Raw genomic sequence first — 22,123 nt, forward strand, 5'->3', positions numbered from 1 at the left:
AAAGTCATGGGTTGTTGTTGTATTATGGCCTCCCAAGGTAAATGCCTTGGGGTGGCTTACATTTGCGTCATTAAAAAGAAAAAGATGTAAACCCAGAGCAAATCTACAAAATGCCAGTAGATCATGCTCAATTCAAAGCGATGTTTTCGCTTGGGCGTTACTTTTAAGCCCAGGGAAAATGCATGCAGAGCTGCTAAAAGCAGAATGGCCAAGCCTCCAACTACGTGCGCTGCATGCACATACGAAAACACATACACAAAAGATCCAGAAGGGTTGGTGGTCAATTCTACGCCTATTGCGGAGAGAGCCAACCAGCCTTGATATTGGGTATACAAAAAAGAAAAACCCAGCACCAGACTTGCTACCAAACCATATTGGTATACTTTTTCATTGCCTTTCAGAAAAGCACGGTATGAAACGTGCAAAGCAAAACTACTCAGCAGAATCAAAACAGTGCTTAAGGTAAACACCTGGGGCAGGCTAAACTCCAGCCAATTCCCGGCAGCTTGGCGCACCATAAAGGCACTTGTCCAGGCTGCAAACATCATCATAATACTCGCACACGCAACAAGCAAGGCGAAAGTCTGAGGATGTATTTTATTCCGACCGTAAGCATTAGGGAAGCTTCCTTCCATGGTTTTCCAGATTAAAGTTGATCCAGTAATAACACAAGCAAAACAAGCGGAATGTACACAAATGAGAAGAACATTAAGTGCAATGCCGATTTGCGATCATTATTCTGGTACAAACGCCAGCCTAAATAGGCAAAAAGGACGCTCGATACCACAATACAAGTAGTCGAAATCCATCCGGCGACTCCCAGGCTCATGGGTAGGAAACCTACCGGAATAAGCACCAGAGCGTACAAAAAGGATTGCAAAGCGGTGTATTGCTCTTTCTGTCCTTCAGGGCCAGGCAACAATTTGTAACCTGCCTTTTCGTAATCTTCCCGTCCTAACCAGGCAATCGACCAAAAATGGGGAAACTGCCAGAAGAACTGTATAGTAAACAAAGTCAATCCCAGCGCAGAGATATATCCTTCCGCAGCAGCAGCACCAATTAAGGTTGGTAAAGCTCCCGGAACTGCTCCCACTACCACAGCAATGGGGGAAATTCTTTTCAACGGGGTGTACAAGAAAGCATAAGAAACCAGTGCCAAGGTACCAAAAAAGGCCGTCCAGGGATTGAATAAAGCAAGGGCAGTGATGCCAACCATACTCATTAATCCAGCCCAAAGCACCGCATCAGCAACTTTCATCCGGCCAGTTACCAGGGGGCGATTGGCCGTACGTTTCATCAAGCGGTCAAAGTCCTTTTCCAGCACCTGATTGAGTGTATTCGCAGCTGCTGTAACCAAAAAACCACCTACTGCAAGTATCACAATACTCAACCCTGAAACAGGGCCAGGTACCGCAATCAGGTACGCCATCACCGAAGAAAAAACCACGGTGAGGGTCAATCGCAATTTTACCAGTAATTTGAAGTCTTCCACCTTTTGCCAAAAAGACGCCAAAGGTTTTAGTACTGCTGTTTTTACCTCCACTTTAATCGAGAAGTATTGGGGAGGAGGGCTAAATCAATTTAACCCTCCTCTCCTATTGAAAATGATCTTTTCTTACCTCAAACAGCCTTGGCTGTTGTTCAACACAACCTCATCAATGATCACCAGCTGTTTCTCCTTCTTCCATCGGCGTGATCTGGGAGATGAACTCCTTACCATCTTTGCCGTAGTCATAAGGCCAGCGGTGTACCGTAGGGATCTTACCTGCCCAGTTACCGTGCCCAGGGTTAATCGCCGTAGTCCACTCCAGGGTAGAAGCACCCCATGGGTTTTGAGTAGTCATCTTTTTACCCTTCCAGATGCTGTAGAAGAAGTTAACCACGAACAAAACCTGGAAAGCAAAAGTAGCGATGGCTGCGATCGTAATAAACTTGTTCAGGTCATCGAAGTGTGAGAATGAAGCAAAGGTGTCGAAACGATAGTAGCGACGTGGCACCCCAGCCATACCAATGTAGTGCATCGGCCAGAAGATGGCATAAGCACCAATCATGGTACCCCAGAAGTGAATTTTACCCAGTGTTTCATTCATAAAACGACCGTACATCTTGGGGAACCAGTTGTAGATTCCTGCAAACATCCCGAAGAATGCAGCAACCCCCATTACAATGTGGAAGTGCGCAACCACGAAATAGGTATCGTGCTGTTGGATGTCAATGGCAGAGTTACCCAGGAAGATACCTGTCAAACCACCAGAGATGAACATCGATACGAAACCAATCGCAAACATACTTGCCGCTGTGAAGCGGATATTACCACCATACAAGGTTGAAATCCAGTTGAACACCTTCACCGCCGAAGGAACAGCAATGATCAGGGTGAACACCACAAAGAAGTTGGAGATAAATGGGTTAACCCCCGACATAAACATGTGGTGTGCCCACACGATGAAGGATAGGAATGCAATCGCCAAAATCGAGTAAACCATCGCCTTGTAACCAAAGATTGGTTTGCGAGAATGTACGGAAAGTACTTCTGATACCAAACCCATCGCTGGCAAAATGATGATGTATACTTCAGGGTGGCCCAGGAACCAGAACAAGTGCTGGTACAAAATTGGGCTACCACCTACGTGATCCAGAGCCTGACCACCGACAAAAATTTCGCTAAGGTAAAAGCTCGTGCCCATACCGCGGTCGAACATCAGCAGCAAGAAACCAGAAACCAATACAGGGAAAGACAAAAGACCGATAATTGCCGTCACGAAGAAGGCCCAAATGGTCAATGGCATCCGCCACATGGTCATACCTTTGGTACGTAGGTTCAATACGGTGGTGATGTAGTTGATCCCCCCAAGTAGTACAGAAACTACAAAGAAGACCAAGCTCAACAACCACAGGGTCATACCTGCACCCGAGCCGGAGGAGGCTTGTGGCAATGCACTCAAAGGTGGATAAGCGGTCCATCCTCCAGAGAATGGTCCTGTACTCACAAACAGGGAGAAGAGCATGATCATACCGGACATGAAGAAGAACCAGTATGAAAGCATGTTCAAGAAGGGCGATGCCATGTCTCGTGCACCCAGCTGTAAAGGAATGAGCAGGTTACTGAAAGTACCACTCAAACCAGCGGTCAGTACAAAAAACACCAGGATGGTTCCGTGCATGGTCACCAACGCATAATAAAAATCTTGCGAAAGAGTACCCATTCCGGTCTCCGCGTTGATGATGATCCATTTGCCCAGAAGGGGTTTCAACCAGGCCATACTTTCTTCAGGAAAGCCCAATTGCAGACGGAAAATCAAAGACATGCCTGCACCAATCAAAGCCCAAATCATCCCCGTAATGAGGAATTGTTTGGCAATGATTTTGTGGTCCATGCTAAACACATAAGTATTGATGAAGTTGGACTGATATCGGTCACCTTCGTGATGATCGTGGAAATGATCATCGTAACCCAGTTTTTCAATCAGCTCTTCTTCTTGCGTCATTGGATGGTTTGCTACGTGAGCCATCTGCTGAATGTTTTAAATACGTTTACAATGCTAAATTCTAAATTGAGCCATTCCATAACAACTCAATTGAACCCATATGGTTCAATTCAACATTTATATTATTGCGCCACAATACGGAACTCCGTACGGCGGTTCTTCGCGCGATTTTCGTCACTGTCGTTAGCAGCTACTGGTTGAGATTCACCATAACCTTTAGCGCTTAGGCGAGCAACTGCTACACCTTTGCTTTGCAGGTATTTCAGCACCGCATCGGCACGTTTTTGCGACAAGGTCAGGTTTTGAGCATCTTCACCAGTATCGTCTGTATGGCCAGCCAATTGTACTTTCAAGCCTGGCTTTTCCTTCATGGCTGCCGCCAGGTTGTCCAGTTCGTAACGAGATACACCAGTCAGTTTGTCTGAACCAGTTGCAAAGGTTACATAACTGAATTGTACAGTTTTTTTACCAGTAATCAAAGCAGTATCCAAAGCTTCGGCAAACTCTTCTTTCCGAGCTTCAATTTCAGAAGAGAACAGTTTGTCTTTATTTGGGTCTTCGTCCTTAAAGCGAATATTGCTCAGGTAGTAAGACTTTTGCTGAGCAGCCCACATTTCATATGCTTCTGGCTCCACAATTTTTACAGTCTTGCGCATCGCAAAGTGGCTATTGCCACACAACTCGGCACAAGCCAATTCGTAGTCAAACACCTCCCATTTTGGTTTGGAGTTTGGATCTTTCGGATCGGATGGTACCTGGTATTCAGGGTAATTGCGCAATTGCTCGCGGAATTCCTCATTGGTTTTTTGCGGCTCAAACACGAAGTAGGTAGGAATACCTGGAATCGCGTCCATTTTTACCCGGAAATGAGGCAGGTAAAAGTTGTGCAAAACGTCTTTAGAAGTAATCCGTACCCGAATCTTTTTGCCTTTAGGAAGCACCAATTCATCGGCATGGAAATCGTCTACGTTCCGCTCATCGGTCCAATCCTGGCCCAATGGGTTTGCACCTGTGATGAGTTTGTAGTTTTTAGGCCCCAAAACTCCATCTGGACCAGGATAGCGCAAGGCCCAACCAAATTGGAAACCAGTTGCTTCGATTTCCATATAGTCTTCACCCGGTTGGATGTCGGCCATAATTTCATTCCAGGCATCCAAACCACGGATTACCAAGAATGCCATCACTACAGCTGGGATGGCGGTCCAGATCATTTCCAACTTGTTGTCGTGGGCAATGAACTTGGATTTTCCATTCCGCTTGCCTGAGTATTTCCAAGCATAATAAAACAGCAGGATATGAGTAATCACAAATACAATCCCACAAATCACCAGGGTTATGCTAAACATGGCGTCAATCTTGCCACCGTGAGCAGATGCTGCCTGCATCGGACCAAAACCCAGGTAATAGTTTTTGTATGCTGAGCCGGTATAGGCCGTAAGCAACAAAAAAGCGATCATAAAAATGAACATGTAGAGCCCTTGCCTACCATTGACAATCTCCTGCATTTCTTCCTCGCCCCGAATTTTGGCAGCCAATTCGGTTACCTTGCCAATTTGAATGGCAATCACAACGATCAGGATGAGACTTAAGAATACGAGCAAAGCAGTCATTATTCTCTAAATTTTATCGAATTCAAATTTACAACCAAAGATTCAATGATGTGTTCCACCATTGCGACGCTTTTCACTTGTTTAGACTTTGTCTAAATTAGTGATGTGCATCATGGGCTCCATGCCCATCTTCTGGATAAGGCCAAACTGAGTGGTGCATGGTTTCATCCAGGTATGGGTCGTTCGCAGGCACCAGCGCAGCTTTTTCCAGTTGTTTGAATACAAAGTAAACAAAACCAGCCAAAAAGCCGAGGAAAATACCCAGTTCCAATAAACCTGGCATGGTAAAACCAGCGGCAAAACTCAGGAATTTATGACCAGCTTCGGCAGCCTCGGCTCCATGTCCACCAGCATGTTCTGCTGCTGCTTCGATTGCAGTTAAACGGGTACCAGGCTTGATCATCAGGAAGAAATCCAGCCAGTGACCAAACAAGGTCAGGATAGCCGCAATGGCCATTGGACCATATTTGCGTTTGTTGTCGTTGCGCAGCAAAATAAAGAATGGCAGTACAAAGTTGATGATCAGGTTGGCAAAGAACAAAGGACGATAGTTGTCCAAACGGTGGCGGAAGTAAATGGTTTCTTCCCCAACGTTGGCATACCAAATCAGCATGTACTGAGAGAACCACATGTAGGTCCAGAAAATGCTGATGGCAAACAAAAACTTGCCAATATCGTGCAAGTGGTTGGCTGAAACATTTTCATAATACCCCTTGCCTTTCAAATACATCAGCATCAGAATGGTAACCGCCATGGCCGAAATGAACCAGCTAGCGCCACTGTACCAGGCAAACAAAGTTGAATACCAGTGTGCATCTACCGACATCACCCACTGCCAAATCATTGCTGCACTAGTGAAGCCAAATACAGGCAGGAAGATCGCTGCATAAATGCGGATCTTGCGGTGGTGCCAGAAATTATCGCCAATACCTTGACCATCTGTGTCTTCAGCAACCGACAATTGGCGGTTTTTGAAGGCGAAGTAATACCAGCCTAGTACAATAATCGCTGTACCGAGAGTATACCAGACAGGATTTAGAAATCCAGATTTACCTTTAAGGATTGGATCGGCCTCAACAGCATGGTGATCCGCCCAGTGATAGAGGTGATGCCAGTGCCCCCACATCCCGATAATAATAGGGATGAAAAGCAAGAAAGCTGGCAACAAAAACAGGGAAAAAGCTTCCCAAACCCGTTTCATCCCAGTATACCAACCGGCCCAACCAGTGGTAAATGCAGCTAGAATGAACATGGAAATACCTGCAATACCAGTGAAGAACACTGTATTGTGGAGATAGTTAGACCAGAAGCGTACGTGCATGGGTTCGGAGTCCACAAAGTAGGACAACACCAGACACAACACACCGAGTATCATAAACCCGAGCAGGAAAGTCTTTTGCTTGGCTTCGAAGGTGAATTGGTTCATTGCTCGTCGGTTATTTATTTTTCTTCAAAAGAAGGTTAATCAAATTACTTACCGCTCTTGGATTTGGTACCACTACCTTCACCACCAGCTGGAGCAGGAGGGGGAGGAGGAGGAGCCGTAGCCAGTTTTTTCACTTGTGCCGCAGGAACAGCAAAGCTGGGGTTCAGCGTATTCGCGCTAGCGCTGTAAGCCAAACCTTTAGCAGTTGCCTGCAAAGAGCGGATGTAGTGAATCACTTGCCATCTTTCCTCAAAGCTCAATTTTTCAGCATAACCACCCATCACGTTTTTGCCGTACATGATTGCATGGTAAAAACGTCCATTGGTAGAAATGTAAAATGTGTCCAACATAAAATTGGCTGGAGCAGCTGGGTATACACCGCCTAAGTCGCCCTTGGCAGGGTTGGCGTCGCGCACCAAATAACCAGCACCATCGCCTTTTTCACCGTGGCAAATGCCACAATAAATATCGTAGAGTTCTTTGCCTTTTGCCAAACCCGCTTCTGAAATCGGGAAGGGATTACCTACAATATCCTTGCTGGCGCGAATCCTTTCTTCTTCGGTATTACCGTAGTGGTAAGGAACTTTCCCGTTTACAGGTACCGCAATGGCATTGAGTTGATTGCCCCCTCTGAGGATGTTCATGATGGAGTCATAAGCCTCTGGGCTGGCAAAACTAAAGCCCGCATAACCCCGAGGAATAGTCCCTGCAGCAGGATTCAATGGGCGAGACAAAAATTTGCGGTTGATCACACTTGCGCTATCCCAGTTGTTGCGGGAATAGTTGGCATACGACTGTGATTCAAATCCTACTGAGTGTGCCATATCCGGCATGTATTCCTTGCCAGCATAATTGCCTCCTGCTGGTGTGCAGGAGTAGAGCAGGCTGACTGCGGCTACCGAATAAAGAATATATTTTAAGTTTTTCATCATTGCTCGATTTTCCTTGGTTCAAACATTGACCGGCTGTCCGGGTTTAAATGTGCTTTTGATCAATTTCTTCAGCACCGGATGTTTCCAAAAAGGCCTTGAACTTGGCTTTTTCATCATCTGATACATCGGTTACATCAAAGGCCAGACAGAATTTATCGTCGGTAATGCGGTCGTGCAGTGTAGGGTTGAGGATGCCAGGGCCCATACCGCAGACGGTATAAAAAGTAACCACCATACCAATACTGGCGAAAAGTACCGTCAACTCAAAAGTGACCGGAATGAACGCAGGAACTGACCAGTATGGTTTACCACCAAAAATGATGGGCCAATCGCTGGTAAACACCCAGGTCATACCCAGGAATGCAGTCAGGGTTCCAATCAAACCATATACAAAACCAGCCTGGTGAATGCGGCTTTCGGTAAAACCCATTGCGTCTTCCATTCCGTGAACTGGGAATGGAGTGAACACATCGTAAATGTCCAGGTGTGCAGCACGAGCTTGGCTGACTGCACTGAGAATCTTGGTCTCGTCATCATACAGACCGAAGAGTACATCTTTATTTGGAGATCTTGTCATTGCACTTCGTTTTTGCTGTCTCGAAATTTAGATTAGTGCGCGTCGCCGCCGTTTGCTTCCACTGATTCATGCTTGTGGCCATGCTTCAGTGCGTTTTTCATCCCTACATACTGGTCACCAGCATTTTTCAAAATACTCTTGACTTCAGCGATGGCTACAACCGGTGCAACGCGGGTGAAAATCATGAAACAGGTAGAGAACAAGCCTAAAGTACCAATGAAGAGACCAACCTCTACCCAGGTAGCTGAATAGTAGCTCCAGGAAGAAGGTAAATAGTCACGCGCCAAGGTAGAGGCAATAATCACGAAGCGCTCGAACCACATCCCGATGTTGATGAAGATGGACATCGCAAAGGTCACAGTGATGTTTTTCCGCAATTTTTTACTCCAGAAAATCTGTGGAGAAATTACGTTACAAGCCATCATCCCGATGTAAGACCAGAAATAGGGGCCCATCAAGCGGTTGTAAAAAGCGAATTGCTCATAAATGTACCCAGAATACCAGGAGATGAACAATTCTGTAAGGTAAGCCACCCCAACAATGTTTCCAGTCGCGAGGATTACCTTGTTCATACTATCGATGTGCTCCAGCGTGATGTAGTCTTGCAAATGCAATACTTTCCGGGTAATGATCATCAGCGTTTGCACCATCGCAAAACCAGAGAAGATCGCACCCGCTACGAAGTATGGAGGGAAGATCGTGGTATGCCAACCAGGAATTACCGAAGTAGCAAAGTCAAAGGATACGATGGTGTGTACTGAAAGTACCAGCGGAGTGGACAAACCCGCCAGGATCAGTGACAAACTTTCCCAACGCTGCCAGTGTTTGGCAGAACCCGTCCAGCCGAAAGCCAGGAAGTTGTACATTTTGCGACGGAAACCAGAAGCACGGTCGCGTACAGTTGCAAAGTCAGGCACCAAACCGGTGTACCAGAACAGCAAAGAAACCGTGAAATAGGTAGAGATCGCAAATACGTCCCAAAGCAGCGGAGAGTTGAAGTTGACCCAAAGTGGTCCGCGAGTGTTGGGGTAAGGGAAAATGAAAAAACCCAGCCAAAGACGGCCCATGTGAATGAGCGGGAACTGACCGGCGCAAATTACCGCGAAGATGGTCATCGCTTCTGCTGCGCGGTTTACCCCTGTCCGCCATTTCTGACGGAACAGCAACAAGATGGCAGAAATCAAAGTACCCGCGTGACCGATACCGACCCACCAAACGAAGTTAGTAATGTCCCAACCCCAGTTGATCGTCCGGTTCAGGTTCCAGGAACCGATACCGACCCAGATGGTCCAGGTTACACAAAATACATAAACTGCGAGACCCGTTACGGCAAGAATGAAGGCAATCATCCAGGCAACGGAAGGCGTACGTTCAGTAGGCCCACAGATGTCCTCCGTGATTTGGTGGTACGTTTTTGCACCTGTAATCAGGGGTTCCCGTATTGGAGAAATGTGTCCACTCATGATGGTGTTGTTATAATTCCACGATGAATCGTGTGTCTTTTTGTAAAAGTTGAGAAGTTGAGAAGTTGAGGAGTTGAGAGGTTGAGCGTACTAAACTCCTCAACTTCTCAACTTCTCAACCTTTATACTGCTTCGTTGCGGTTGACAACCTTTGCCTGGTAGTTTACCGAAGATTGTACGTTGATTTCCTCGAGGGCGAGGTAGTTCAACGGATGCTGCATCCGCTTGCTCACTTCGGCAGTTTTGTCGTTGCGGTCACCGAATACGATGGCACCAGTAGGACAAGCCGTTTGACAAGCAGTTTTAACATCATTTTCCTTCAGTTTGCGGCCTTCACGCTTGGCAGTCAGTTTACCTTCCTGGATGCGTTGTACGCAGAAACTACATTTTTCAATTACCCCACGAGAGCGTACCGTTACGTCTGGGTTCAAAACCATCCGCATCAGGTTATCAGCAGTGTAAGGCAGTTCTTCACCGTTGATGTGGTTCTCGTTGATTGGGAAAATATCGGCAGTGGTGTAATCCAGCCAGTTGAAGCGACGTACTTTGTACGGACAGTTGTTGGCGCAGTAACGCGTACCGATACAACGGTTGTACGACATTTGGTTCAAACCTTCAGAACTGTGGTTGGTGGCGTTTACTGGACAAACGTTTTCGCATGGAGCGTTATCACAATGCTGGCACATCATCGGTTGGTAAACCACGTTTGGCGTTTCGTAATCGCCAAAGAAGTAACGGTCGATGCGCAACCAGCTCATTTCGTGGTGGCGGGATACTTCAAACTTACCTACAACGGGTACGTTGTTTTCCGCCACACAAGCTACCTGGCAGGCGCCACAACCGATACAGGCACTCAGATCAACGTGCATTGCCCACCATTGTGACTGGCTATAGCGATCCGCTACGTATTTGTCAAATGGATAGAGGGTTTGATCGTTGAGGTGTTGAGCCTCGGTACGTTTTTCCTTGATTTTCTCAGCTAGTTCCGGCAATTCTTTGATGTTGCCTTTATAGATGATCGAACGATCCACAATACCGCCCTGGTAACCAGCACCAAGAGTCATAGAGGTGTGTTCGTCCAGGTTCAGGTCTTTGCCATCGCTGGCTTTGATCTGTTTGCCATCTTTATCTTTGCCGGTCATACCCATACCGTGGTGGTATTGCACACAAGCAAAGTCTTTGTCTTTTCCGACTGATTCAGATACTTTAGCGCTTACTGCGTAGTATTGGGTGTTGCCATCAGCGTCGATGCTCATCATTGGATAAACATTGACACCCACTTTGTCACCAATAGCGCGGCCCTGATAGCCAGTACATTCGCGACCATAACCGATGGCCAAACCAACCGTATCCCACATCTGACCGAACTGGCGAACAGCAGTTGTGGTTACTTTTTGTCCTTTGGCTTCAACTTCCACATAGTCAGCTGAGCCATACATTTCACGTTGGTTGAGGTCATTCAGGGCTTTGAAGCGAATGCCACCTTCGTACTTGAGTGGAACAGCCAGGTTGTTGCCCCATACTGTACGAGCAACTGGATCAGGCATTTCTTGCAACCAAGGGTTGTTGGCGTATTTACCATCACCCAGGTTTACTGTTTCGAAGAAAGCCAATTCCAGTCCATCTGCCGCAGGTTTGCGCACTTTAGCCGCTGCCGCAGCTACATCACCACCGAAACCAAACTCAGGAACCACAGCAGAAGGCACCTCAAAGATACCATCGTGCAAAGTGCTGTCCCAGAAGCTTTGGAAAGTGGCGAAACGGCTTTGCTTAGTAAAGATGTTGGCTTCCCAGAAAGCTACCAGGTAATCGTACATTGGCTGCTCGGAATCTTTGTTCAACTTGTCGCTTTTCGCCCAAGTCAACAAAGTTTCTTCAACCTGACGGGTTTTGAACAAAGGAGCGATCGTGGGTTGGATCAGGCTGTAGTGGCCTTGCTTTGGCTCAGCATCACCCCAACTTTCGAGGTAGTGATTGGTAGGCACTACATAATCACAAAGCAGCACGGTTTCGTTGGGTGCAATAGAAAAGGAAACTTTCAGCTTCACTTTAGCAATGGCATCGCGGAACTTATCGCTGTTAGGCAGGTCATAAGCAGGGTTAACTCCATCGAAGAAGAAAACTGCGTCCACCTGGCCAGCAGCCATGTCTCTAACCAGTTTTTGAACATTTTTGTCCTGTCCTTGGCGCTGATTTGAAGCATTGGCAAAAGTGATGGTGTTGCCATAGGAGTCCAACATTGCGTTGATGGAGTTCACCAGGATTTGTTCGCCAGTGTTGTTGGAACCGGAAACAACCAGGGCTTTGCCTTTGGAAGCAACCAAATCCTTTGCAACAGCTTTGAACTTTGCTGCCGTTTCAGCAGGTAGAGATGGTCCAGAAACTTTGGTTCCGCCAGTCAACGCAGCCACTTCGTTGTGCAATGCAACAACGGCAGCTCCCTGGTGAGATGGTTTTACCAAAATCCGGTTATCGGCGTTGGAGCCAGTCAAACTCAAGTGCGCTTCCACTTGGTAGTGGCGCGACATCTTGGTTTGGTTTACATCGGTGATTTTGCGGTTTTGGATGTACTGGGTAGCAAATTCAACTGGAGAAACCCAGCTGCCCAAAAAGTCACACTCAAAACCAACAATAACTTCAGCTTTATCGAAGCTGTAAGCAGGAACTAGCGCCTGACCAAAACACTGCTCGTTGGCTTGCAACAAAGCAGAGCTGGAAGATGGGTCGTAGATGACGACCTCAGTATTGGCGTAGGCTGCCTGGAAATCGGCAATCGCCTGCTTGGTCATTGGGCTCAGGATGGTAGGCGCCACGATGCGAATACGGCTACCACTGTTGAGCTTGGCTGCAATTTCGCGATCGATTTCCGACAGTGATGGGCCTTTGCCAAATCTGGCGTCCGCCCGATCTACCTTACCTCCTTTTACACGGTAAGGACCATCGAAACGGTTAGAGTCGTACAAGCTCAACACACTGGCCTGGGCCCGTGCGCTGGTACCACCCTTCGTAACACTGGAAAGGCTATTGCCTTCTACTTTGATGGGGCGACCTTCACGGGTCTTCACCAAAATAGCGCAATAGTCACCTCCGTTTACAAAAGAAGAGGCATAATAAGTAGCTACCCCTGGTACAATTTCGTCAGGTTTGACGACGTAAGGGATTGCTTTTTTGATTGGAATATCACAGCTGGCAGCAATGGTTGCTGCGCCGAGGCCAAAACCGAGGTACTTGAGGAAGTCGCGGCGATTGGCATTCAGGTCCATTGTTTTTTCGTCAGCCAATTGCTCAGATAATGGCCGCTCGTAAAACTCCTGATTGGTAATCTCGTTGTAAATCGGATCGTTGGCAATTTGATCTGTACCGATCCAGATTTCTTTATTTTGGTTTTTCATCTGAGTTGAGATGCGTCTGGTTATCCAAAGACCCGCTGGGCGGGCGATATCGAACCCACGAATAAATCCGTGGGCTGAGGCGGAACATGCCCTCCCACGGATAAATCCGTGGGGTGGGTTCCAACCCATGACTTTAGTCGTGGGCTAGTAATGGCATTTTTGGCATTCCAAACCGCCAATGTCTTCAACGGTTACTTTTTTCCGCTTACCTTCCTGGAGTTCTTTGTGGAACTTGGCGTAGTACTCGTTGTAGTATCCGTTGTCGGCAAACTTGACCTCCGTTTGGCGGTGGCAGTTGATACACCAACCCATCGACAGTGGCGCGTGTTGCTGCAACACATCCATTTCTTCCACTTTACCGTGGCAGGTCTGGCATTCTACCTTACCTACTGATACGTGTTGAGCGTGGTTGAAGTAAACGTGGTCTGGCAAGTTGTGGATGCGTACCCACTCAATTGGACCCTGGATTTTTTTATCGCCAGTTTTGGCATCAGTCAATGCCTCTTTGATGGCATCCCATTGCAAGCCACCTTCTTTGACCGCAGCATCTGGAGACTTACCAGCCTGGATCGCATTGTCTTCAATCCATGCAGTATAAGTGCTCTTGATGTCGTCCTCGGAGAGGTTCTCGTAATTCTCGATGTATTTGTCTGCTTTAGGATCGTACCCGATCGAAGCAAAAATTTTGGTCAACTCCGCAGTACCATACTTGGAACCAACTTTGATGGCGCGGTGACAATTCATACAGGTATTCGCTGCAGGAATGGAGGAGTGTTTGCTCCGGCGTGCGCTATCGTGGCAATAGTTACAATTGATCTTGTGCACACCTGCGTGAGTGGTGTGTGAGAATTTGATCGGCTGATCGGGCTGATACCCTTGCTGGCGACCCAGTGAAATCGCCTGGTTCACAGTGGTATAGCCACCCAGTACAACTGCTGCAAACAGTGCAAAAGCAATGACACTTTTGCTGAGCAGAATTTGTTTTAGGCTTTGGCGTTCAGCAGCCTGGCCTTCTTTCACGGCCAACATGTACTTGAGGTTGGACAGGATACGCGCCAATACAACAGCAAAAATACCCAGGATACCTGCAAGCAAGATAAATAAGGTAGTGTTGTTCTTTGGCGTTTCTCCGGTAGTACCCCCTGCTGCACCACCTGCAGCGGCAGCAGCAGCTGGATCACAAGAGCCATCGTACATACACTGGATGTACGCAAGGATGTTCTCAATATCCTGATCACTCAAGCCGTTGAAGCTGTTCATCACGGTTGGTTGCCATTTGGCCCACAGTTCCTTGCCCCGTGGATGGCTGTTGATCATGGATTGGGAATTGCGAATCCACTTGTACAAATCGGTGCGTGGGTAAGCAGCCCAACGCTCTTCTACACCGCCTAGAGCAGGCCCCGTAAGGTCGCTCTTCATGTTTTTGTTGTGACAAGAGGCACAATTGTTCTGGAAAAGGGTTTTCCCCGCCTTGTCATCGCCCTTTGCCGCACCCTGGCCGTACATTGCCATGGTACTGAACAATAGAGATGCAATGAGCAGTACTCGGCTAGTCAGAGACTTAAATATCATCGTACTTGCGTTTTATAACCTAGTATAACAAGATTGTATAAACTGTCATTTTTCAGTCAGCGCAAAGATATAATTAGCTATATCTTTTTAACAAACTTTTAAGGAAAGACGTAGTTATTTAGATTATCTCTAAATAAATATAAGCTTGCCTTATTTACACCGATACTTCAGCCTTGATAGCTGGGTAAGGGTCGTAGTCGCTTAGTGAAAAATCACTGTATTGAAAATCAAAGATTTCATTCACTTCCGGGTTCAATTTCATTTTAGGAAGGGGTCGTGGTTCGCGGGAAAGTTGAAGTTGGGCTTGTTCAAGGTGATTGAGGTACAAGTGGGCATCGCCAAATGAATGAATAAATTCACCGGCTTGCAGGCCACAAACTTGTGCCATCATCAGCGTAAGCAAGGCATAGGAAGCAATATTGAAAGGAACGCCGAGAAATACATCGGCAGAACGTTGATACAACTGACAAGAAAGTTTGCCATCCGCCACATAAAACTGAAACAGGGCGTGACAGGGAGGTAAACCTGATTTGACCATCACTGGAATATCCTTTGGATTCCAGGCCGACACCAACAAACGCCGAGAATCCGGGTTGCGCCGGATGTCGTTTACCACTTGTACAATTTGATCCACACCTTCAAAATTGCGCCATTGTTGACCATAGACTGGCCCTAGGTTACCCCATTGGGCCGCAAAGTCATCATCGGTTTTAATGCGCTCCACGAATGCACCCAGCTTGTCTTTCCAGGCCAGGCTGTATTTTTCAGTTGCCAGTTCAGGATGATTGTTTTGCAACCAAAACTGAAATGGCCATTCATTCCAAATGGCTACTCCATTTTTCACGAGGTATTGGATGTTGGTATCCCCTTTGAGGAACCACAACAACTCGTGGATAATGGATTTGATGTGTACTTTCTTCGTGGTGATAAGTGGGAATCCCTGATTGAGGTCAAACCTCATTTGATAACCAAAAACACTGATGGTGCCTGTGCCCGTACGGTCATGCTTGCGTACTCCATTTTCCAGGATGTGCTGAAGCAGTGTATGGTACTGCTGCATATCGGTGTTTTTGTTTATTCTTGTTTGGACGGCGAAAGGTAAAAAGGATTAATGAAAAAACGGTCATGCTTTTGCAGGAATTTGCAGCAATGCAATGATTTTTTTCAATGTGATTACGGATTTTTACCATTGTTCGACTCCTTTTGTGCTGATTCTGCAATTATTGGGAATTGAGCTTGGTCAAAAACTCTTCCTGCTTATTTTTGTTGCTTGCACAGAACCTAAACAAAGCTTTTATGAGTTACTCCAGCCTGCGCGCTTGTGTGAATGACCTGGAAAAAAACGGCCAACTGCTCCGCATCAAAAAAGAGGTAGATCCGAACCTCGAAATGGCTGAAATCCACCGCCGCGTTTTTGACGAAGGTGGCCCGGCGATTTTATTTGAAAAAGTAAAAGGTAGTCCTTTCCAGGCAGTGAGTAATATATATGGTACCTACGACAGGACCGACTTCATTTTTCGGCATACCCTGGAGAAAGTCAAACGGGTGATTGAGCTTAAAGCCGATCCGGCTAATTTTTTCAAAAACCCTACCCGGTACTTAGGCTCCCCTTTTACGGCCTTGAGTGCTTTGCCCATGCGTAGCCTCGGTAAGGCACCGGTACAATGGGGCGAGACCACCATCGATCAATTGCCCTTGATCAAATCCTGGCCAATGGACGGGGGAGCTTTTGTAACCATGCCCCAAGTGTTCAGCTTGCCTCCGGGTTCCAAAAACATCATGCAATCCAATCTGGGGATGTACCGCATCCAGCTGGACGGCAATGACTATGTCACCAACAAAGAAATTGGTCTGCATTATCAGTTGCATCGGGGCATTGGGGTGCACCACACCTTATACAATGAGACCGAAGAAGATTTCAAGTGTTCCATTTTTATTGGCGGGCCACCATCGCATGCTTTTTCGGCAATTATGCCTTTGCCGGAAGGTTTATCCGAATTGACTTTTGCGGGTATGCTGGCCGGGCGGCGCTTCCGTTATACCTGGCAGGATGGTTATGTCTTGTCCAGTGATGCCGATTTTGTGATCACGGGCACCATTCGTAAGGGGGAGAAAAAACCTGAAGGGCCATTTGGTGACCACCTGGGCTATTACAGCTTGACCCACGATTTCCCTGTGATGGATGTGCATAAAGTGTATTACCGAAAAGATCCACTCTGGCATTTCAGTGTAGTGGGCCGCCCGCCGATGGAGGACAGTAGTTTTGGGTACCTGATCCATAAAATTGTCAAACTGCTTACCCCTCAGGAATTTCCAGGGATCAAACAAATTCATGCTGTGGACGCGGCTGGGGTTCACCCCTTATTGCTGGCCATCGGGCAGGAGCGCTACATGCCCTTCCGCGAGCGCGTACCGGAGGAGATTTTGACCCAGGCCAATCACATTCTGGGTTCTGGGCAAACCAGTTTGGCCAAATTCCTGATCATTGCGGCGGCCGATGACGATCCGAATTTGGATTGTCACCACATTGCCGAATATCTCAGGCACGTACTTGAACGCATCGACTGGACGCGGGACCTACATTTTTACACAAAAACCACGATTGATACCCTGGATTATTCAGGTTCGGGCTGGAATGCGGGTTCTAAGGTGGTGATGGCTTGTCGGGGGAAAAAACGCCGGGACCTGGCCACTACCCTACCCTCTTCGGCCTTTAATTTACCGACTGGGTTTAGTGGACCGCAAGTTGCTTTACCAGGAGTATTGGCGATTAGTGGGCCAACGTTTACCAATAATGAAGCATATGGGGATGTTCAGGTTCTGGCCGATGCTTTAAAAGGGCAGGCTGGGCTGGAAGGATTTCCAATGATTGTTTTGTGTGACGATCCACAGTTTTTGGCGGCTACTTTGAATAATTTCTTGTGGGTTACATTCACTCGAGCCAATCCATCGCATGATGTACATGGAGTGGATGCCTTTGTGGAGCATAAGCACTGGGGCTGCCGAGGGCCGCTGATTGTGGATGCGCGGAAGAAGCCGCATCATGCGCCGGAGTTGGTTGCTCCGGAATATGGATGGGAGTTGGGGGATTGGAAGTAAAGTTTTTTTTGGGATTAGGGTAACAAACAGGTTTTCTTTGCTTGGAGCCTCCCGAAAGTTTGGAACTTTCGGGAGGCAGGGTTTAGATTTGAGAAATAAATTGGGCGAATCCACATACTTTGAAGAGTGGAGTGATGCTTTATTATTTCCAATTTGATGAGTTTTGAACAAAAAAACGCCTGCTCACACACATGTGAACAGGCGTTTTTTCATTTATACTTTCTCAGACTAGAACACCTCCGCTGGAGCATCTTTCTCCAACTTCGATTCCAGTTTGATTTCTTTTTTCTCTTGTTTTTGACCAAGTTCCTCCTGCTGGGCAGCATAACGCTCACCGAGGATTGGAGCAATGGCCAAACCAACCAGACAGCTCAATTTGATGAGGATGTTCATTGATGGACCAGAGGTATCTTTGAAAGGGTCACCCACTGTGTCACCGATAACGGCAGCTTTGTGTGGCTCAGACCCTTTGTAGTACATTTGACCGTCGATTTCAACACCTTTTTCAAATGACTTCTTGGCGTTGTCCCAGGCACCACCAGCGTTAGACTGGAAGATGGCCCACATGACACCAGATACGGTTACACCAGCCATGTAGCCACCCAATGCTTCTGGTCCCAACAAGAAACCAATCACAATCGGGGTAACGATGGTAATCAAACCTGGAATGGTCATCTCTTTGATGGCTGCTTTGGTAGAAATGTCTACACAACGGCCATAGTCTGGTTTGCCCGTTCCTTCCATAATGCCTGGAATTTCGCGGAACTGGCGACGTACTTCTTGTACCATCGACATCGCGGCACGACCTACGGCACGCATTGCAAAGGCGGAGAATACCACCGGAATCATACCACCCACAAACAAGGCGGAAAGTACATCTGCTTTAAAGATGTTGATCCCATCAATTTTGGTAAAAGTCACATATGCGGCAAACAAACCAAGTGCAGTCAAAGCCGCTGAAGCAATTGCAAAACCTTTACCGATGGCCGCAGTGGTGTTGCCTACTGCATCCAGAATGTCGGTACGCTCGCGTACTTCTTTGGGCAATTCGCTCATTTCGGCGATACCCCCAGCGTTGTCGGCAATCGGTCCGAAAGCGTCAATAGCCAACTGCATGGCTGTAGTGGCCATCATACCGGAAGCTGCCAATGCTACTCCGTAGAAACCAGCCAAAGAATAAGTAACAAAAATCGCTACTGCAAAAAGGATAACTGGCATTGCAGTGGAAAGCATCCCTTGCGCCAAACCTTCGATGATATTGGTAGCAGGACCAGTGGAAGAACGTTGAATGATGTCATTCACCGGCTTCTTGCCCATGGCGGTATAGTACTCAGTAATCAGCGAGATCAAGCCACCTACGACCAGACCTACCAATACTGCAAAAAACACGTTGATAGAAGGTACAGATCTAACACCTTCGCCAAAATAGTTGATGTTCAAATCGGTAGGCAACATCCAGGTGATTACTGGATAACATACCACAGCTGTCAGGATAATCGAGCCCCAGTTACCTCGGTTGAGTGCATTTTGTACCGTTTGAGAAGACGCATTGCCTTCACCTACACGAACCAACAAGCTGCCTAACAGGGAAAAAATAATGCCCAGGCCAGCAATCAACATCGGCAACAAAATTGGACCGATGCCGCCAAATGCGTCGGCCAATACACTTGGGTTATCTACAATAAGGTAGTTGCCCAATACCATCGCTGCCAATACGGTTGCCACATAAGAGCCAAAAAGGTCAGCACCCATACCTGCTACGTCACCTACGTTGTCACCAACGTTGTCGGCAATAGTGGCAGGGTTACGCGGGTCGTCTTCAGGAATACCTGCTTCTACTTTTCCTACGAGGTCGGCACCTACGTCAGCAGCTTTGGTATAAATACCGCCACCAACCCGGGCAAACAAGGCAATGGATTCCGCTCCCAGCGAAAAACCCGCCAATACTTCCAGGACGCGCTCCATGCTGATCACCGTATCCACGCTGTCGCCCATGGTTCCTCCCATAAAGAAGTTGTAGAAAAAGATAAAGAAAGCGCTCAAACCCAATACTGCCAAGCCTGCAACGCCCATCCCCATTACCGTACCTCCGGCAAAGGAAACTTTAAGGGCTTGTGCCAAACTTGTTTTCGCAGCCTGAGTAGTGCGTACGTTGGCTTTGGTCGCAATGCGCATACCAAAGAAACCAGCGAGCGCCGAAAAGCTTGCGCCAAAGATGAAGGCCACAAAAATCAACCAATGGGAGTTTTCAACCATTTGGGATTGAATCACCAATAATACACTGGCGATGACGGCAAAAATAGCCAGGCGGCTATATTCAGCCTTCAAAAAAGCCATTGCTCCAGCAGCAATTGCAGCCGAAATTTCCTGCATTTTATCTCCACCCGCATCTTGCTTGCTTACCCAAGCGGATAAATAAGCCATGTACAGCAAAGCCAAAATACCAAAACCTGGTAGTAAGTACACTAAGGATTCCATAGAAGTGTGCGATACTTTTGCGTGTTAAAATGTAAATCAGTTAGCTGTTTGGAGCAGTTAACTGATTACGATAATTTCATAATCGCGCAAAGGTAGACTGAAAATTGTAACTTTTATAGTAGTGGTGGGGAATTATTGGGGGAAGCAGATCTGTTCCCCCAAATTGATTTTAATTCTTTCACACCCTTTTGATGTAATTTCCATTTACCCACCCTTGTAAACCATGCTCCTGATTCACCTCGCTTAGGATGTCTACCATATGCCAGCCATTTTTTGTTTGAAGGATATTCATTTGAATTCCTTTATCAAGAGGGCTTTCTGGCAAGGTCAAAAAGACAACTCCGGGGCCTTGTCGGATGTTTAATCGGGTAGTGGTTTCAAAAACGGGCATTTCGTCTTCATTGCGTCCCATTACTTTGGCGTTAAAGCTAGCCATAGGGAATGCCGGACCTGGATCGCTTTTACGAAACGGAGAGATATCATCGTGCCCGATTACGTCCTTAAGCTTGTAATTTTTTACCAGCAAAACTGCCACCTGGACCAAAGATTCCAATTGTTCCGGGGTATACATGTGCCAACCTGCCTCTAAAGAACCATCTTTGTGTTGAGCGAGCAACACTTCCTCTTTGGGAATTGTGCCACCAAACCAGGTCATCCATTTTTCATTCTGGTAAGTCAGTTTACCTGCATTGTCCAATTCTATTCCAATTGAATAACGATTTAATCGATCTAAACCTTCCCATCTGCTAGCACCAGCATGCCATGCGATTTTATCAAATGGTACCATTTGGGTAATCGTGCCATCTCTACCAATGACTAAATGTGCAGAAGCGTCGGCATTGGGGTTTAAGAACCATTGGACAGAACTTTCTTTATTTCTGCCGGCCGTGAAATGAATCACCAAATAACGGGCATCTAAAACCCCGGCATGATTGGGGCTGGAACGAAATTCTGCCGGATTTTGGTCATTGAGCCATAATCGATGGTTGTTGATTTTCATACTTTGAGGTTTAAATGTTTTATAAAATATCGAAATGTAAATCCCATGATTTTTCAGAAGTGCAAAAAGCCATATTACTTGAAGGAAGCAATGATCCCTGCTATTGAAAAACCTACACCAGCACCAAGTACTGCGGTCAACCATTGTTTTTTCACTCGGTGCCTGGTTCCATCTTTGGCAATTTCAAGGGTGTTGCTTAGCAGAGAATTGAGCTGCGTGTTAGCTTGGCTAAGGTCTTCATTGAGTTTTTTATAATTATTGACACGCTCCTCCTGAAGGCGAATTACTTTTTTTAACTCCAGTTCTTTTTCCTGTTGAATGGTATCCAAAATTGAATGATGATGACTCAACAATTCGCAATCATCCAGTTGAGATTCATATTGTAGAATCAGTTCAAAAAATGGGTCTAAAACCGGTTTTTTGATGATGCTAATTGGATAGTTTTCAGCCAGTAATTTTTCCCCCAATAATTTTAAGGCATTGGCGTCGTGTACTTCCAGGTAGTCAATTGTATCGGTAGTTGAATCCCGTTTCAGGTGAAACTGCTTTGGGAATACTCCTTTGGGGGGAGATTGAGACTGAGCTTGAGCTGTACAGATACTGAATAGAAACAACAAGAAATACCCAATACCAATGGCAAGTTGGGGTTTTAGGTTAGTTTTCATATTGATATAATTTATTCGTTTTCAAAAGTAAAAGCACTTTTTTTGCTTTCTTGACTTAATTTATTTGTAGTGGTTACGAGCGCTTTTCGCTTGCGCGCAAGTCCTTCCCGCAATCGATTGATTTCCGTACGCACGTTTAGCTCTTGTATCGCTAAATCATCAATAACCTTATAGATGGAGTCGATATGAGCAAGGGCCCTTTGCTCATTTTGGAGTGCAATTTTTCTCGACTCTTCCAATTTGGCCAAAAGTTCATTTTGCTGTTTTTGAATTTCTTTGATCTCTACCTTGTCCTGGCGTTTTTTGGCTAGTTCTCCACCGAGGAAGCCGCCAAGGAGAAGGAGGCCAAGGCCAAATGAGATAATGGTAAGCAATGGTGAGTTGGATGGTAATGTCATATGGGGTGGTTTTAGTTTATACA

The 22,123-nt window shown here is 46.6% G+C and carries 16 protein-coding genes; 1 reads left to right on the forward strand and 15 read right to left on the reverse strand.

The features are described from left to right. Positions 1–56: 56 nt before the first annotated feature. From ACO08K_RS04550 to thyA, 11 genes are all read right to left on the reverse strand, one after another. The gene (locus tag ACO08K_RS04550) at positions 57–635 is read right to left on the reverse strand and encodes a cytochrome c oxidase subunit 3 (RefSeq protein WP_421795214.1); all 579 of its coding nucleotides are present in this window, start codon (positions 633–635) and stop codon (positions 57–59) included. Positions 636–646: 11 nt separating this feature from the next. Beyond that, complete coding sequence (cyoE, locus tag ACO08K_RS04555; protein WP_421795215.1) at positions 647–1,492, reverse strand: heme o synthase; 846 nt, start codon at positions 1,490–1,492, stop codon at positions 647–649. 163 nt (positions 1,493–1,655) lie between these two features. Further along, positions 1,656–3,512: a cytochrome c oxidase subunit I gene (locus ACO08K_RS04560; protein WP_421795216.1), complete on the reverse strand. Its 1,857-nt coding sequence runs from the start codon at positions 3,510–3,512 to the stop codon at positions 1,656–1,658. A 98-nt stretch (positions 3,513–3,610) separates the two neighbouring features. Continuing rightward, positions 3,611–5,098: an OmpA family protein gene (locus ACO08K_RS04565; RefSeq protein ID WP_421795217.1), complete on the reverse strand. Its 1,488-nt coding sequence runs from the start codon at positions 5,096–5,098 to the stop codon at positions 3,611–3,613. Between the two features lie 97 nt (positions 5,099–5,195). Then, complete coding sequence (locus ACO08K_RS04570; protein WP_421795218.1) at positions 5,196–6,524, reverse strand: hypothetical protein; 1,329 nt, start codon at positions 6,522–6,524, stop codon at positions 5,196–5,198. A gap of 44 nt (positions 6,525–6,568) precedes the next feature. Next, a complete protein-coding gene (locus ACO08K_RS04575; protein ID WP_421795219.1) occupies positions 6,569–7,453 on the reverse strand; it encodes a c-type cytochrome in 885 nt (294 codons plus the stop codon). A 46-nt stretch (positions 7,454–7,499) separates the two neighbouring features. Further along, positions 7,500–8,033, reverse strand: a complete 534-nt coding sequence (locus tag ACO08K_RS04580) for a DUF3341 domain-containing protein (protein WP_421795220.1) — start codon at positions 8,031–8,033, stop codon at positions 7,500–7,502. Positions 8,034–8,065: 32 nt separating this feature from the next. After that, a complete protein-coding gene (gene nrfD / locus ACO08K_RS04585; protein ID WP_421795221.1) occupies positions 8,066–9,496 on the reverse strand; it encodes an NrfD/PsrC family molybdoenzyme membrane anchor subunit in 1,431 nt (476 codons plus the stop codon). A 122-nt stretch (positions 9,497–9,618) separates the two neighbouring features. Next, positions 9,619–12,888 (reverse strand): TAT-variant-translocated molybdopterin oxidoreductase, encoded by a 3,270-nt coding sequence (locus ACO08K_RS04590; RefSeq protein ID WP_421795222.1) that lies wholly within the window; start codon positions 12,886–12,888, stop codon positions 9,619–9,621. A 144-nt stretch (positions 12,889–13,032) separates the two neighbouring features. After that, positions 13,033–14,460 (reverse strand): c-type cytochrome, encoded by a 1,428-nt coding sequence (locus ACO08K_RS04595; RefSeq protein WP_421795223.1) that lies wholly within the window; start codon positions 14,458–14,460, stop codon positions 13,033–13,035. Between the two features lie 154 nt (positions 14,461–14,614). Beyond that, positions 14,615–15,520, reverse strand: coding sequence for a thymidylate synthase (gene thyA / locus ACO08K_RS04600; RefSeq protein WP_421795224.1), 906 nt, complete (start codon positions 15,518–15,520; stop codon positions 14,615–14,617). A 236-nt stretch (positions 15,521–15,756) separates the two neighbouring features. Here thyA and ACO08K_RS04605 point away from each other — a divergent pair, with 236 nt between their 5' ends. Next, complete coding sequence (locus ACO08K_RS04605; protein ID WP_421795225.1) at positions 15,757–17,559, forward strand: UbiD family decarboxylase; 1,803 nt, start codon at positions 15,757–15,759, stop codon at positions 17,557–17,559. A 228-nt stretch (positions 17,560–17,787) separates the two neighbouring features. Here ACO08K_RS04605 and ACO08K_RS04610 read toward each other — a convergent pair whose 3' ends face one another. The 4 genes from ACO08K_RS04610 to ACO08K_RS04625 form a co-directional block, all read right to left on the reverse strand. Next, on the reverse strand, positions 17,788–20,037 hold the full coding sequence (locus ACO08K_RS04610; RefSeq protein ID WP_421795226.1) for a sodium-translocating pyrophosphatase: 2,250 nt from the start codon (positions 20,035–20,037) through the stop codon (positions 17,788–17,790). Between the two features lie 178 nt (positions 20,038–20,215). After that, positions 20,216–21,037, reverse strand: coding sequence for an N-acetylmuramoyl-L-alanine amidase (locus ACO08K_RS04615; RefSeq protein WP_421795227.1), 822 nt, complete (start codon positions 21,035–21,037; stop codon positions 20,216–20,218). A gap of 74 nt (positions 21,038–21,111) precedes the next feature. Beyond that, positions 21,112–21,702: a hypothetical protein gene (locus ACO08K_RS04620; protein WP_421795228.1), complete on the reverse strand. Its 591-nt coding sequence runs from the start codon at positions 21,700–21,702 to the stop codon at positions 21,112–21,114. Positions 21,703–21,713: 11 nt separating this feature from the next. After that, positions 21,714–22,100, reverse strand: a complete 387-nt coding sequence (locus ACO08K_RS04625) for a hypothetical protein (protein ID WP_421795229.1) — start codon at positions 22,098–22,100, stop codon at positions 21,714–21,716. Between the last annotated feature and the right edge of the window lie 23 nt (positions 22,101–22,123).

This window comes from Haliscomenobacter sp. (assembly GCF_965225875.1).
Lineage (GTDB): Bacteria > Bacteroidota > Bacteroidia > Chitinophagales > Saprospiraceae > Haliscomenobacter.